Origin of the sequence: Paenibacillus chondroitinus NBRC 15376 (genome assembly GCF_004000765.1) — a bacterium.
Classification (GTDB): domain Bacteria; phylum Bacillota; class Bacilli; order Paenibacillales; family NBRC-103111; genus Paenibacillus_E; species Paenibacillus_E chondroitinus.
This window is the reverse complement of sequence record NZ_BILW01000021.1, coordinates 1-13527: the sequence shown is the minus strand read 5'-3', so window position 1 is coordinate 13527 and position 13527 is coordinate 1. Positions and strand designations below refer to the sequence as shown.

General features: G+C 47.5%; 15 protein-coding genes. 10 read left to right on the top strand and 5 right to left on the bottom strand.

The window, feature by feature from the left end:
* Positions 1-59 precede the first annotated feature (59 nt).
* On the bottom strand, positions 60-1298 hold the full coding sequence (gene fabF, locus PCH02S_RS21455) for a beta-ketoacyl-ACP synthase II (protein ID WP_127456001.1): 1239 nt from the start codon (positions 1296-1298) through the stop codon (positions 60-62).
* A 141-nt stretch (positions 1299-1439) separates the two neighbouring features.
* Between fabF and PCH02S_RS21450 the strand changes: the two genes are divergently transcribed.
* Positions 1440-2276, top strand: coding sequence for a helix-turn-helix transcriptional regulator (locus PCH02S_RS21450; protein ID WP_127456000.1), 837 nt, complete (start codon positions 1440-1442; stop codon positions 2274-2276).
* 22 nt (positions 2277-2298) lie between these two features.
* Complete coding sequence (locus tag PCH02S_RS35805) at positions 2299-2463, top strand: hypothetical protein (protein WP_164819665.1); 165 nt, start codon at positions 2299-2301, stop codon at positions 2461-2463.
* A 144-nt stretch (positions 2464-2607) separates the two neighbouring features.
* Here the strand turns inward: PCH02S_RS35805 and PCH02S_RS35800 are convergent, their stop codons facing one another.
* Complete coding sequence (locus tag PCH02S_RS35800; RefSeq protein ID WP_164819664.1) at positions 2608-2772, bottom strand: hypothetical protein; 165 nt, start codon at positions 2770-2772, stop codon at positions 2608-2610.
* 140 nt (positions 2773-2912) lie between these two features.
* On the opposite strand from PCH02S_RS35800, the gene PCH02S_RS21445 reads away from it, so the two are divergent.
* Complete coding sequence (locus tag PCH02S_RS21445) at positions 2913-3119, top strand: hypothetical protein (protein ID WP_127455999.1); 207 nt, start codon at positions 2913-2915, stop codon at positions 3117-3119.
* A 218-nt stretch (positions 3120-3337) separates the two neighbouring features.
* On the opposite strand, the gene PCH02S_RS21440 is transcribed toward PCH02S_RS21445, so the two are convergent.
* Positions 3338-4834, bottom strand: coding sequence for a peptide MFS transporter (locus PCH02S_RS21440; protein ID WP_127455998.1), 1497 nt, complete (start codon positions 4832-4834; stop codon positions 3338-3340).
* Positions 4835-4956: 122 nt separating this feature from the next.
* On the opposite strand from PCH02S_RS21440, the gene PCH02S_RS21435 reads away from it, so the two are divergent.
* From PCH02S_RS21435 to PCH02S_RS21425, 3 genes are read left to right on the top strand one after another with little or no spacing between them, the layout of a single operon-like run.
* On the top strand, positions 4957-5334 hold the full coding sequence (locus PCH02S_RS21435; RefSeq protein ID WP_127455997.1) for a ribosomal maturation YjgA family protein: 378 nt from the start codon (positions 4957-4959) through the stop codon (positions 5332-5334).
* A gap of 21 nt (positions 5335-5355) precedes the next feature.
* The gene (locus PCH02S_RS21430) at positions 5356-5808 is read left to right on the top strand and encodes a GNAT family N-acetyltransferase (protein WP_174806809.1); all 453 of its coding nucleotides are present in this window, start codon (positions 5356-5358) and stop codon (positions 5806-5808) included.
* Positions 5801-6973, top strand: a complete 1173-nt coding sequence (locus PCH02S_RS21425; RefSeq protein ID WP_127455996.1) for an alanyl-tRNA editing protein — start codon at positions 5801-5803, stop codon at positions 6971-6973. The genes PCH02S_RS21430 and PCH02S_RS21425 overlap by 8 nt, the downstream gene beginning before the upstream one ends.
* A 51-nt stretch (positions 6974-7024) precedes the next feature.
* Here the strand turns inward: PCH02S_RS21425 and PCH02S_RS21420 are convergent, their stop codons facing one another.
* The gene (locus PCH02S_RS21420; protein ID WP_127455995.1) at positions 7025-7453 is read right to left on the bottom strand and encodes a cupin domain-containing protein; all 429 of its coding nucleotides are present in this window, start codon (positions 7451-7453) and stop codon (positions 7025-7027) included.
* A 96-nt stretch (positions 7454-7549) separates the two neighbouring features.
* The gene (locus tag PCH02S_RS21415) at positions 7550-7801 is read right to left on the bottom strand and encodes a hypothetical protein (protein WP_127455994.1); all 252 of its coding nucleotides are present in this window, start codon (positions 7799-7801) and stop codon (positions 7550-7552) included.
* Positions 7802-7984: 183 nt separating this feature from the next.
* On the opposite strand from PCH02S_RS21415, the gene PCH02S_RS21410 reads away from it, so the two are divergent.
* The 4 genes from PCH02S_RS21410 (at position 7985) to PCH02S_RS21395 (ending at position 13460) form a co-directional block, all read left to right on the top strand.
* Entirely contained in the window at positions 7985-9628 is a 1644-nt protein-coding gene (locus PCH02S_RS21410; protein ID WP_127455993.1) for a PAS domain-containing sensor histidine kinase, read from the top strand.
* A gap of 198 nt (positions 9629-9826) precedes the next feature.
* Entirely contained in the window at positions 9827-12148 is a 2322-nt protein-coding gene (locus tag PCH02S_RS21405; protein WP_127455992.1) for a xanthine dehydrogenase family protein molybdopterin-binding subunit, read from the top strand.
* Complete coding sequence (locus PCH02S_RS21400) at positions 12145-12984, top strand: FAD binding domain-containing protein (RefSeq protein WP_127455991.1); 840 nt, start codon at positions 12145-12147, stop codon at positions 12982-12984. Before PCH02S_RS21405 ends, PCH02S_RS21400 begins: the two co-directional genes overlap by 4 nt.
* A 2-nt stretch (positions 12985-12986) precedes the next feature.
* Positions 12987-13460, top strand: coding sequence for a (2Fe-2S)-binding protein (locus tag PCH02S_RS21395; protein WP_127455990.1), 474 nt, complete (start codon positions 12987-12989; stop codon positions 13458-13460).
* Positions 13461-13527: the final 67 nt, after the last annotated feature.

Here is a 13527-nt window from a genome sequence, read left to right as displayed (position 1 = left end):
GCAAAAAACCTAACCCACGCAGTAGCGGCTGTACGGATTAGGTTTTTTTATTGGATTAATTAGACAGTCGTTTTCTTGAAAACCAGCACGGCATTATGGCCGCCAAACCCGAAGGAACTGGATAACCCGTAATTGAGCTCCGCCTTTCTGGCTACGAGTGGTACATAATCGAGATCGCACTCTGGATCTGGATTCTCCAAGTTAATGGTAGGAGGAATGATCCCGTCCTGCAAGGTTTTGATCAACGCGACAGCTTCTACACCACCGGCTGCGCCAAGCATGTGCCCAATCATGGACTTGTTCGCGCTGATAGGAACGTCGTACGCGCGGCTGCCAAGAAGCCGCTTGATGGCGCGCGTCTCCGACAAATCACCGGCAGGCGTGCTTGTCGCGTGCGCGTTGATGGTGTCGAGCTCCTCGGGCGCCAGGCCGGCATCGGCCAGCGCATCGCGCATGGCCCGGTAGGCACCCGCGCCTTCAGGATCGGTCGCCACGATGTGGTAGGCGTCCGAAGTCGAGCCATAGCCGATGATCTCGGCATGGATGCGGGCACCGCGGCGCTCGGCATGCTCGAGCGACTCCAGCACAAGCACGCCGGCGCCTTCGGCGGCGACGAATCCGTCGCGCTGCGCATCGAACGGGCGGCTCGCCTGCGTCGGCGCATCGTTACGCGTCGACAAGGCTGTCGCGTTGCCGAAACCCGCCAGCGCGAGATCGGCGATCGTCGCTTCGGCGCCTCCGGCAATGACGGCGTCTGCGCCTCCGCGCTGGATCAGCTTAAAGGCTTCGCCAATGGCATTGTTGCCCGTGGCGCAGGCTGTTACCGGCGCAAGGGTAGGGCCTTTGGCGCCGAACAAGATGCTGACTTGCGCCGCTGCCATATTGGCGATCATCATCGGCACGACGGTCGGGCTGACGCGGCCTGGACCGCGGGACAGCAGAGTCCGGTAATTGTCCAGAATGGTATGAATCCCTCCAATACCAGAACCAATGTAGACGCCGACGCGTTCCTCATTCGTCGCATCAATGGTAAGGTTCGCATCCTCCACGGCTTGCTTGGCTGCGGCAATAGCAAATTGTGTATAGCGATCCATACGGCGGACTTCCCGTCGACCGACGGCTGCTTCCGCATCGAAATCTCGCACGATCCCTGCGATAGTGGTTTTATATTCGGATACATCCATGTGATCGATTGTAGAAATACCTGATGTTCCATTGATGAGATTTTGCCAAAAACGTTCGACTTGATTGCCAATTGGCGTAATTACGCCCATCCCTGTCACAACTACACGCTTCATAGATAACGCCTCCTTGGTATTTTTCATAACTTGCTCTTAGTACCTGATATCAATAGCATGTCACACTTGTTATCCTATTACAAGTTATCGTTTATACTGGTATAATGACTTCTATGATGAGATGTGAAGGGGGAAAATGATGTGAATACGAAGGAACGGCTGCAAGCTCTTTCTGCGTTCTTAACCACTCACCGGGCAAGGCTTAAACCTAGTGATGCGGGGCTTCTTGGCGGCAGCCGGAGACGCACGCCCGGCCTCCGCAGGGAAGAAGTAGCGACAATCGCAGGCGTAAGCACAACCTGGTATACCTGGTTAGAGCAGGGGAGAGAAATCAAAATGTCGGTGCAGGTGCTGGACCGAATCGCCTTTGCTTTACAGCTCAACCAGGATGAGCGTCAATATTTGTTCATGCTGGCTCTTGAGCAGCCAGCGCCAACGACCATTGTTGATCAGGCACCGACAATATCGCCTGCTTTGAATCGAATTTTGGAGGAGCTTCATGATTGTCCCACCATTATTTCGGATCGCAGATGTAATATCGTCGGTTGGAATCAAGCGGCCGCGGCAGTATTCCTGGATTTTGCACTGGTTCCGTTGGAAGAGCGGAATCTGATTTGGCTGCTTTTTACGAGAAAAGAATTAAAAGCATTGGCTGTGAACTGGCGTGAGTTTGCGATGGGCTTTTTGGCGATGTTCCGCTCCTATTATGGACAATATCTGGGTGATAATTGGTATAGCGAGTTTATTGAGCGCATTAGCGGAGAGAATCAGGATTTTCGGACATTCTGGAATCAGAGCGATGTGAGCAGCGCTCCGGAAGTGTTCATTGAGTTTCGTCATGCGAAGGCAGGGAAGCTTTTATTTGATTTGACGACATTGCAGGTGCAGGGCCGAGCGGATTTAAGATGCAGCGTGTATACGGCGTCGCCGGGGTCGGACTCCGATTCTAAAGTAAAGCAGTTGATGAGTAGAATTTAGGGTATGAGGATGTGGGGATAGGATGCTGTCTTTTAGAAAAATGGACGAGAACGACTACGACTTTTTGATGGATATGCAGTATGAATCGATTCACATTTTGGAGAACAAGCCGCCTAAACTGGAATTGCTGAACGATCCTCATCTCAAGATGTATCACGAGACTACGGAGTTAGGGATTGCTGTTTAAACGTGGCTCAGAGGAGGGAAATAGCTGGAGTAATCGGCGTTATTTCACAATACATGAAGGTGTTCGCCTCGCCTAGTCAGGACTTTTCGTTTATAGCACACAAAAAAAGGAACGCTATCCAGCGTTCCTTTTAAACAGCTCTATTTACGTATGAGATAGTTTTTTGTCCTCACGTTCCAGTGCTTTCTGCTGCTCTTTGGTGAAGGTACAACGAAGTTTGGCTAATCCGGTATATTCGTTGACATAAATGATTCTAACAATGCCATGGATCGATTTCAGTTGTTTAGTCCATTCTCGCGGATCGAACATGAACATCAACTCCTTTTGAAAACGCTTTATTCTTTATTTTATTTTATGTGCCTGGGACAAGTTTCATGCCTGAGGTATGGAAATGCTAAAAAAGTGGCATTCTGGTTAGTAATGACATGATTGTACGGTGGGTGAAAAGGTTGAAAGTAGAAAAGAGTCAATCAGCAATTTGTTCGTATTGTGAGGAATCTGCAACATTTCGGATCGGCAACGACGAGTACGCGCTGCATGCTTGTGATCGTCACGAAGATTCTGCGTATAACGAATTCGATTTCGTGAGCGGTGAGGACTCGTGGCGCATTATTTCCATCGCGTCGCACGGCTTTCCTGAACAAGCCATCATTTAAACAGGAGGGATTCCCATTCGTTTATTTCATTTGAGCTACATTCTTTTTTTTAGCGCTGTGCTGCTTGCTGGGATCATTGGAATCGCTTGGTTTGTTTTTCATCGCAGAAAAAGAAAAGCACGTTAATGTTCATGATCATGGTTAGAAACCATAAATTAGTTTATGCAAAAAAGCCTCCACATTCCACTAATTACGTGGGAGTGGAGGTTCTTTTCTTTTCAGCGGACGCCTTTCATAAGGCCTTGAATTTTTGGAGTCATTAGAAAGAGAATGACACTTAGGACCAAAGCAATCACGCCGATAACACCGAAATACAGCATTTCCGAGTCAGGCGAGTAAAACTTCACGATCTGCGCGTTGATGGCTTGGGCAGCAGCATTTGACAAGAACCACAAACTCATGGTCTGGGCTAAAAAGGCCGCAGGCGCTAACTTGGTCGTTGCTGAGAGCCCGACTGGAGACAAGCATAATTCACCGAGCACGACAATGAAATAGCTGAGCACAAGCCATAACGGATTAACGAGCGATTCATTGCCGCCGAAATAAGCGGGCAGGAGGATAACGAGAAAGGATACGCCGGCCAGCAGCAAACCTAATGAAAACTTGGTGGGAATGGAAGGCTGCCGGTCTCCGAGCTTGACCCAAATCCAAGCAAAAATCGGCGCAAATACGATAATAAATAACGGATTCAAGGATTGGAACCATGCTGGAGAGATATGTATGCCTGCAAAATCAAGCTGTGTCCGCCGGTCTGCATAATTGGCGAGAATTGTTGATCCCTGCTCCTCAATGGCCCAGAACATGACAGACGCAATAAAAAGCGGGATATAGGCGAGAACTCTGGAGCGCTCGATGCTTGTGGTCTTAGGGCTTCTATACATGACAATGAAGTAAATGGTTGGAATCAGGATACCCAGCAGGCCAACGATGGCGCTAAAAGTCTGAAAAGTCAGGTATCCCGCAGGAATCGTTATGACAAGTAATACGATGATGATTACGGCACCTAGCCCAATCCATGTCATGACCTTTGTTTTTTCCAATGGCGAAAGCGGGTTTACGACAAATGTACCTGCGAGTCCCAAGTTTTTTTTCTTCGTAAACAGGAACACAGCTAACCCAAGAAACATGCCGATTGCCGCTAATCCGAAGCCCAAGTGGAAATTAACATTCATCCCTATCGTACCGACGATCAATGGGGCAATGAAGCCTCCGAGATTGATACCCATGTAGAAAATGCTGAATCCTGCATCGCGGCGGGCGTCCTCTTCACTATAGATTTCTCCTACAATGCTGGATACGTTTGGTTTTAGCATGCCTGTCCCTAACACAATCAGCACCATAGAAACAAAAAATAACGCGACACTTCCTGGTATAGCTAATACAATATGGCCTAGCATTATGAATATGCCGCCATATAGCACAGCTTTTGAATTTCCAAATATCCGATCAGACAACCACCCGCCAATAATGCCGGACATATAGACAAGCGAGCCGTAAATCGACATAATGGCAAGAGCGGTATTTTCGGCTATGCCCAATCCGCCTTTGGAAACTTCATAATACATATAAAAAACAAGAATTGCGCGCATGCCGTAATAAGAAAAACGTTCCCAAAATTCTGTGAAAAAGAGTGTGAATAACCCTTTCGGGTGACCGAGGAAACCGTGTTGTGGAACACTTGAGACAATCTTCTGTTTTTCATTTATGTCGGTCATGAAGTAATCTCCTTTAGTTAACCTAGTTGTGAGCTTTATGCTGTATCCCCACAAGGTAGATTTCCCATGTAGATAAAGTTCTACACTTTAATTAAGTCCATATTCGAAGGAAAGGGGAAATCATGCTAAAATATACTGCAGCCATCATCGTGACGATCGTCTTAGGGTTAAGCTCAAGAAGGTTCCCGAATGTACTTCCTGATATAATCACTGTAAACGCGGGAGACATTCTTTGGGCGAGCATGATTTACTTTGGGTTTCGGTTTATTTGCACCAAAAGATCGTTAGCTTGGGCAGCAGGATGGAGCGCCATCTTCTGCTTTGGCATTGAATTCAGTCAGTTATACCAAGCGGAATGGATTGTAGCGGTTAGAAGCACAGTCGTTGGCTCGCTGATCCTTGGCAGAGGATTTTTGGCAATTGATTTAGCTCGATATGTGATAGGCATTGCTGCTGCATGGATCGTGGACAAGTATGCTTTCCAGCGCAGTAAGCGTTAACTCGGCTTTGGAGATGATGAAATGGAGATTAGACGCATTCAAAAAGAGCAGGCCTGGCAGCTGCGGCATGAAGTGATGTGGCCGGAGCGAGAGCTGGCTTATGTTCAACTTTCGGATGACGATGAAGGCGTACACTACGGACTTTTTGAAGGGGACGCGCTTCTTTCTGTCGTATCGCTATTTATCCGGGGAGAAGAAGCTCAATTTCGAAAATTTGCCACCAAGGTATCCGATCAAGGCAAAGGCTACGGCAGCCATCTGCTTCGCCACATGCTTACGGAAGCTAAGCAGGCAGGTGTGAAGCGCATTTTTTGCAATGCAAGGAGCAACAAGGTCTCATTTTATGAAAAATTCGGATTGGCCGTAACAGATAAGCAATTTACAAAAGGCGGAAAAGATTATGTTGTCATGGAACACCATGTCTTCCCGGAACTTGATCTAGCCGAAATAAGAAAGGAAGATTCACATGTCTAATAAGCTGTACTACGATTCTGCTTATATCCGAGAATGGCAAACAACGATCAGCCGCGTGATAGAGAGAGAAGACGGGGTTTATGTCCTTCTGGAGGAGACAGCTTTTTATCCACATGGGGGTGGACAGCCTTGCGATGAAGGGCATATCAACGGCGTGCCTGTATTGGATGTCATCAGTGAAGAGGAGAACGTGCTGCATAAAGTGGCGAGTCTCCCTGGAGAGGGCACTGTGTCCTGCGAGGTGAATTGGCAGCGAAGGTTCGATCATATGCAGCAGCATAGCGGCCAACATTTGTTATCAGCAGTATGCCGTGATCTCTACCAGGCAATGACCGTCTCTTTTCACTTGGGCACGGATTATGCCACCATTGATGTGGAACAGCCGGAACTCTCTCCTGACCAGTTGGCGGCTATTGAAAAAGAAGTGAATGAGCAGATCTATAAGAACCGAACAGTCACCAGTTATTTCGTTACGGAAGAGGAATTGGCCAAGCTGCCGCTGGTGAAACAACCCAAGGTGACGGAAAATATCCGCATTGTCGAAATTCAAGGTGTGGAGTATAACGCGTGCGGAGGCACACATGTTTCGTCAACGGGCGAAATCGGGATGATCAAGCTGCTGAAAGCGGAGAAGCAGAAGGGGAATACGCGGATTTATTTTAAATGCGGATATCGTGCGCTCCAGGAGTTTAATGATAGCCTGAGGATTTTGGGGGCATTATCCATCAAATTCAACACCGGTAAAGACGAAATTGTCGATCGCTTGGAGAAATGGGAGTTCGAGACGAAACAACTGCAAGCAGAATTAGCGCAGTTAAAAGAAGAGAACGACACCTATGTAGCAGGTGAGCTTCTCGCCCAACGAGAAGGGAACTTGATTGCCCGCGTGTTCGAAAACAAGTCCTTGAAAGACTTGCAAAACCTCGCTGGCAAGCTGGTGGTTCAGAGCGATTGCCCCGTACTACTTGCCACCCTTGCTGAGAACAAAGTTGTTTTAGCGAATAATAGTGCATCGTTATCCTGCGGCGCATTCTTCAAAGCGAATTTGGCTGCCTACCAAGGCAAAGGCGGCGGGAGCGACAAAATCGCCCAAGCGGGATTTCCGTCATGGGATGACGCCGCAGCTTTCTTGGAGCACGCGAAAAAACAGCTTATTGCTCTATAAGTAAGAAGATCAGGCAGCTCACCTTCATTGGGTCAGCTGCCTGTTTTACGGTTAATCGGCGGGTGTGCGCTGCTTCTGCCATAGCGTTTCAAGCTCTGGGAGCAAACGAACACTTTCCTGTTCATTTGGATCCGTTCTTGCCAGCAGGGCGGTGCAGGACTCGCTTTCGCTAGGGTTATAGGGCATATGAGGCATCCCGGCAGGGATGTACAGAAAATCGCCTTCCTCTACCTCCATATGCTGGTCGAGTTTCTCGCCGTACCACATGGCCGATTTCCCTTGCAGCATGTAGATGGCTGTTTCATGTTGTTCATGCAAGTGGGCTTTTGCTCGCTTGCCGGGGGGAATCGTCAGCAGATGCATGCATATGCCTTGCGAGTCAACGCTTTCCTTGGATATGGCCTCCGCATAGTCGAAGCCTTGTTTGCCATGGTATGTGCGAGATGAACGAATGAGTCGACATGATCGTGTTGGCTCCATGTTCAAACACACCTCCTTTGATTCAAACTATTAAGTAGGATGAAATTTCATGCAGAAAAACCCTCATCTAAGGAGATGAGGGTTTTCCATTGATCATTAGCAAGGACGGAAAGGGAAAAATGGTCTAGTATCCAGTAAGGCAATCGCCAAAAGATCAAATAGGACGAGCGGTAAAATGAACGGCAGAAATGAAATTTGCGCCTTGTTCCCGTTTCGGGACGGCTTCAGATAGACTTTATTATTGTCCACTTTGACAATGGTACCTTTGTAAGTGCCGTGAGTTGTTTTGATCATCACTTCGCGATTGAGGTACTTTTTACAAATTCGATAGGAATCCGTTTTTTTCATCGTGAATACCTCCTCTCTAGCTGTCTTATTCTAGTATATGTTCGTCCAATAGAACTAGTGCGTGGAAATAGGAAGGAATGGGAGAAAGATCCAATAAGTATTTTGAAGAATAAATGATATAATCATAAAGCAAATTACACCGCTATCTTATAAAATTGCAGGGTTAAGGAAGAGTAGATCGATATGCACAAGAAGTCAGTAGTAAGGGTAAAAAGCTCTTTGAAAGTGACCTTGCTTTATGTCTTGTTTGGAAGTTTGTGGGTTATTCTATCAGATCGATTCATTGATCGTGTGAACTTGACCGATGTCATTTCCGTAAATTCATCAAAAGGTCTTTTTTATGTCGTGATTACTGCATTTATTTTGTATTTTTGTTTAAAACGGTTGAAAAAGGCATTGTTGGAGAGCGAGGAGCGGTACCGGGTCCTGGTAGAGCATTCGCCGGAGCCAATCGTTGTTCATAGCGATGGAATCATCATTTTCATTAACCCTGCCGGTGCCAGAGTGTTGGGTGCCAATTCGCCTGAAGAGCTCATCGGACAATCCGTCATGACATTTGTGCACCCCGATTTTGTAGAGATTACACTGAAACGGATCCGCCAAATTATCGAAGACAAGCAGCCAACGGAACCGATGGATCAAAAGTTTCTGAGACTCGATCAGCAAGTTATTGATGTTGATGTAAGAGAGGTGCCGATCGTCTTTCTTGGCGAGCCTGCTGTGCAGTTGTTATGCCGAGACATCACGGAGCATAAACGGGCGCAATGTATGCTGGAAATGCGGGAACAGAGCTATAAATCGCTTGTCGAGCACAATCCCGATGCGATTTTCACGATGGATTTAAAGGGGAATGTGCTGTCCGTTAATGCGGCTACTGAGAAAATTACCGGTTATACAGAAGAAGAGTGCACACAACACACGTTTCAGCCCTTTCATGTTCCCAGTGACCAAGAGAAGGCATGCCAGCTGTTTGTAAAGGCGATGCAGGGCGAATCCAACAATACGGAAATAACACTTATGCATAAAGAAGGAAATCAAATCGAATTAAATTTGAAAATGGTTCCTATTTATATTAATGATAAAATTGACGGCGTCTACGGCATAGCCAAAGATATTACAGAACGTAAACGGACGGAAGAGCTGCTGCTCAAATCAGAAAAGCTGTCCATCGTTGGGCAGCTCGCGGCAGGGGTCGCCCATGAGATTCGAAATCCATTGACTTCGCTGAGAGGTTTTGTACAGCTTCTACAGTCGAAAGTAGAAAATTATCCGTATTATTTTCAAATCATGTTATCGGAATTGGACCGAATTAACGATATCGTGAGCGAGTTTATGGTGATTGCGAAACCTCAGGTGATTAATTTTGAAATGAGAGATGTCGGAAAGATCTTGCAAGATGTCATCTCCCTGTTGCAGACCCAAGCTATTCTTAATAATGTGCAAATTCATACAGAGATCTTGACCGAAATTCCTTTCATCAAATGCGAGGAAAATCAATTGAAACAGGTCTTCATTAATATTCTTAAAAATGCGATCGAAGCCATGCCAGACGGAGGAAATGTCATTATCGAGTTGAAGTCGGATGACGACAACGTTCAGATTCGTTTCATTGACGATGGCTGCGGCATCTCGGAGGAGAGATTGGCGGCACTAGGCGAACCTTTCTACACAACCAAAGAGAAAGGGACGGGCTTAGGTTTAATGGTTTGTCATAAAATCATCGAAGCTCACCGTGGATGCCTTAAGATCGAAAGTGAAGTTGAACAAGGAACCACCGTACATGTATATCTGCCACTTGATGAAGAAAGTTCGGTTCGAAAAACTTAAAACAAAAAAAGGACTGCTCAATAGTAGGTTTTCTACTAGGAGCAGTCCTTTTTATAATGATTGAATGATTATTTTTTCACGCGTTCCCGTACGACTTTCTGGGACCGGAATAGGACAAGTTGAATCTTGATAAGATGATAGAAAACACCAGCTTTGTCATCCATCATGTATGTCGTAATAGATTAGGAGTGGTTGAAGTTGAGCGTAATAGGAAAGGGCATCCCAAGACTTGAATCCCGGGATAAAGTAACCGGTTTCGCTACATATACGAACGATACACAATCTCCAGGTATGCTGCATGGTTGGCTTGTGACCAGCGCCTATTCGCATGCGTTAATATTATCGATTGATATTACGGATGCGATAGCAGTGAGCGGAGTGCATGCCGTCGTGCGGGGAGAGGACTCCCCCGTCCTAACAGGTACTCTTCTAGCAGACCGCCCGCCGCTCGCCTGGAAGAAAGTGAGGTATTACGGCGAGCCGATTGCCGTCGTTGTGGCGGAAACGGAGCAGATTGCCAAACGCGCGGCAGCCTGTATACGAGTGAAATACGAACAGCTGCCTGTTGTTCATTCACCCAGTGTTGCCTTACAACAGAATGCTTCATTAATACATGAAGATTTGGGCAATTATCAAAAGTTCGGTGATGTGTATCCCGTTCCAGGAACCAACATCGGCAATTTAGTCAAAATCAGAAAAGGTGACATGGCCTCAGGCTGGGCAGCAAGTGAAACGACCGTGGAAGGGACATATGCGTTCAATTCGTCCGATCATTGCGCGATGGAACCGCGTTGTGCCATCGTTGAAGCAAAGCCAAGCGGTTTAATCAACATTCAAACATCGACGCAAGATCCTTTTATGATAAAACGTGCCTTTGAGCGCTTTTTTCAAGTGGAGCAGTCCAAGGTGATCGTGCATGTGCCTTTTGTAGGCGGAGGATTTGGCGGCAAGGGCTCCATTCAATTAGAATACATGGCCTATCTCGCATCCAAAGCTTGCGGCGGCCGTCCCGTCAAAATCAATAATTCCAGGGAAACGGATATGGTCAGTTCCCCTTGTCACATTGGTCTGGAAGCGAAAGTGAAGCTTGGCGCTACCCGAGGCGGCAGATTAACCGCAGCCGAAATTACGTTTTTATTTGATACAGGTGGTTATACAGACGAGGGAGCAACGGTGACCGTAGCCGGAGCAATCGACTGCACGGGGCCTTATCGCGTAGAAAACGTGTGGTGCGACTCTCTGTGTGTCTACACGAATCATCCTTATGCTACGGCATTTCGGGGATTTGGGCATACGGAAGCCCTTTATTGTATGGAGCGTACGATGGATATGCTTGCGAAGAAGCTCGGGATGGATCCTTTGGATTTGCGGTTTCGCAATGCGATCCAGCCAGGCGATACGACACCAACGCAAACTCCGCTTACAAGAAGCTCGGTGGGGGATCTACCGGTATGCATTAACAAGTTGAGAACGCTTATTGAATGGGATCAGGGTCAATGGACGAAGGTTGACCGTGATAAAGTCAGGGTCAAAGGGATGGCCTGTGTGTGGAAAGCCTCGGGCTCTGGCATCGATACCGGTAGCGGGGCTACGATCACATTCAATCACGACGGCAGCGCGAATCTCAGCGTAGGTTCGATCGAGATAGGCCAAGGGAACCGTACCGTCATGGCGCAGATCCTGGCCGAAGAGCTGGATATGGATGTGAAGGATGTTCATGTCAAAATGGACATAGATACCCAAATCACACCTGAGCATTGGAAAACAGTGTCGAGCAGCAGTACGATGATGGTCGGTCGTGCCGTTCAGGATGCAGCTGAAGATGTAATCTCCCAGCTGAAAGCTAATGCATCAATCGTTCTGCAAGTACTGCCCCAGGATCTTGCAGTCGGCCGAGGCATGATTTATGTCAAAGACGATCCGATCATCAGTCTTAAAGTCAGTGAAGTGGTTAGCGGCTACGAATATCCGAATGGCAGTGCTTCGGGCAAACCGGTTATCGGCCGTGGCAGATACCGTGTCCATGATATTACAAGGCTTGATCCCGAAACAGGGAAAGGCATCCCAAGCCAGCAATGGACCGTTGGCGCACAAGCCGTTGAGGTTGAATTTGATACTCGCGAATGTACATACCGAGTTCTTCGGGCGGCATCTGTTTTTGACGCGGGTAAAGTGCTTAATGAAGCCACCGCACGCGGGCAGGTGGTAGGCGGAATGAACATGGGGCTCAGCTTTGCCACGCGTGAAGGATTTCTGTTTAATCAGGCGGGGCAAGTGCTTAATCCGCAGCTGCGGTCTTATAAATTGACCCGGTTCGGGGATCATCCGGAGTATTTGGTGGAATTTGTGGAGACGCCGTTTACAGAAGGTCCCTTTGGCGCCCGCGGCGTTGGAGAGCATGGAACAATCGGGATGGCTCCTGCTCTGGCAAACGCCTTATCGCTTGCAGCCGGTATTGAATTGAACGTACTGCCTTTGACTCCAGAGGTAATCTGGCAATCGATGGGGAGGAGCCAATGATATCATTTGACTTTGAATATTATAAGCCGTCTACCTTTGATGAAGCAGTATCAATCTATCAGAACATGGAAGCAAGCGGTAAAGCGCCCTTGTATTATGCCGGTGGGACTGAAATTATTTCCATGGCGCGCATGGATCAGCTCCGCACAGGTGCGGTGATTGATATGAAAGGGATTCCCGAATGCCGCGTATTTCATTTTCAACATAATCAACTTGTCGTTGGCGCAGCAACTACACTTAATGAGCTTGTGGAATCGCCTTTGTTTCCATTACTTGCGGATACCGTTCGAGACATCGCCGATCATACGATTCGCAATAAAATTACAATCGGCGGCCTCCTATGTGGAAAGTTCATTTATCGGGAGGGGCTTCTGCCCTTTCTTCTAACGGACAGCGAGGTTGTTCTGGTTGGCCCCCAAGGTGCCCGACAAATCCCTATTCGCCAGATTTTGAACGGTGAGCCGCGATTGGAGCCGGGTGAACTTCTCGTCCAAATTATAACCGATGCCAACTATTTGGAAAAACCTTATGTGACGATAAAGAAGACCAAATTGGAACGAATCGATTATCCAATCGTCCGCATAGCTGGACTTCATACAGGAGAAAGGATTCGTATTGCTTTCAGTGGAGTCAGCTCGATACCTTTTCGATCAAAGAAAATCGAAGAAATTTTAAACGATTCCTCACTTTCTTTGGAAACTCGCGTAGATAACGCCATTCAATGCTGGCCTGTACCGATTCTGAATGACATTCTCAGCACATCTGCTTATCGGACATTCTTGCTTCGCAACACACTATTGGATGCTATGGCAGCCATGGAACAGGGGAGGCGATGAGGATGAGCGGGACGTTCAAAAGTGAGGTTGAACTCGTTGTCAACGATAAGCGGCATCACGCTGTTATTCGATCCGCGGATACGCTATTGCGAGTGCTGCGGGAGCAATTGGGGCTAACTGGAGCAAAAGAGGGTTGTGAAAATGGCGATTGCGGAGCATGTACGGTGAATGTGAATGGGGTCCCTATCAAATCGTGCCTGATGCTGGCCATTGAAGCTCCGGGATCCAGCATCACGACGATTGAAGGGTTAGGCGGAGATACACCTATGCAAAGGGCTTTCGTCGAACATTTTGCTTTTCAGTGCGGATTCTGCACACCGGGTTACATTATGGTCGCACATGCTTTGAGCCAGCAATGCCCCAACGCGAGTGAAGACGTGATGCGTAGATGGCTGCAATCCAATATTTGCCGCTGTACAAGTTATGAGGAAATCGGGAAGGCTGTCAGGTCTGTGATCTCGAACTCGCAGAAATAGGTGAATTAGAAAATGGAAGGAACTACGATCCTCTATTTTCCTGAAAACCTACATCATCAACAGAGAG

What these genes read in the sequence shown, in the direction of transcription:
- fabF (WP_127456001.1), bottom strand. Translation starts at nt 1,298, where the DNA reads ATGAAGCGTGTAGTTGTGACAGGGATGGGCGTAATTACGCCAATTGGC.
- PCH02S_RS35805 (WP_164819665.1), top strand. Translation starts at nt 2,299, where the DNA reads ATGCTGTCTTTTAGAAAAATGGACGAGAACGACTACGACTTTTTGATG.
- PCH02S_RS35800 (WP_164819664.1), bottom strand. Translation starts at nt 2,772, where the DNA reads ATGTTCGATCCGCGAGAATGGACTAAACAACTGAAATCGATCCATGGC.
- PCH02S_RS21440 (WP_127455998.1), bottom strand. Translation starts at nt 4,834, where the DNA reads ATGACCGACATAAATGAAAAACAGAAGATTGTCTCAAGTGTTCCACAA.
- PCH02S_RS21435 (WP_127455997.1), top strand. Translation starts at nt 4,957, where the DNA reads ATGCTAAAATATACTGCAGCCATCATCGTGACGATCGTCTTAGGGTTA.
- PCH02S_RS21430 (WP_174806809.1), top strand. Translation starts at nt 5,356, where the DNA reads ATGGAGATTAGACGCATTCAAAAAGAGCAGGCCTGGCAGCTGCGGCAT.
- PCH02S_RS21425 (WP_127455996.1), top strand. Translation starts at nt 5,801, where the DNA reads ATGTCTAATAAGCTGTACTACGATTCTGCTTATATCCGAGAATGGCAA.
- PCH02S_RS21420 (WP_127455995.1), bottom strand. Translation starts at nt 7,453, where the DNA reads ATGGAGCCAACACGATCATGTCGACTCATTCGTTCATCTCGCACATAC.
- PCH02S_RS21415 (WP_127455994.1), bottom strand. Translation starts at nt 7,801, where the DNA reads ATGAAAAAAACGGATTCCTATCGAATTTGTAAAAAGTACCTCAATCGC.
- PCH02S_RS21410 (WP_127455993.1), top strand. Translation starts at nt 7,985, where the DNA reads ATGCACAAGAAGTCAGTAGTAAGGGTAAAAAGCTCTTTGAAAGTGACC.
- PCH02S_RS21400 (WP_127455991.1), top strand. Translation starts at nt 12,145, where the DNA reads ATGATATCATTTGACTTTGAATATTATAAGCCGTCTACCTTTGATGAA.
- PCH02S_RS21395 (WP_127455990.1), top strand. Translation starts at nt 12,987, where the DNA reads ATGAGCGGGACGTTCAAAAGTGAGGTTGAACTCGTTGTCAACGATAAG.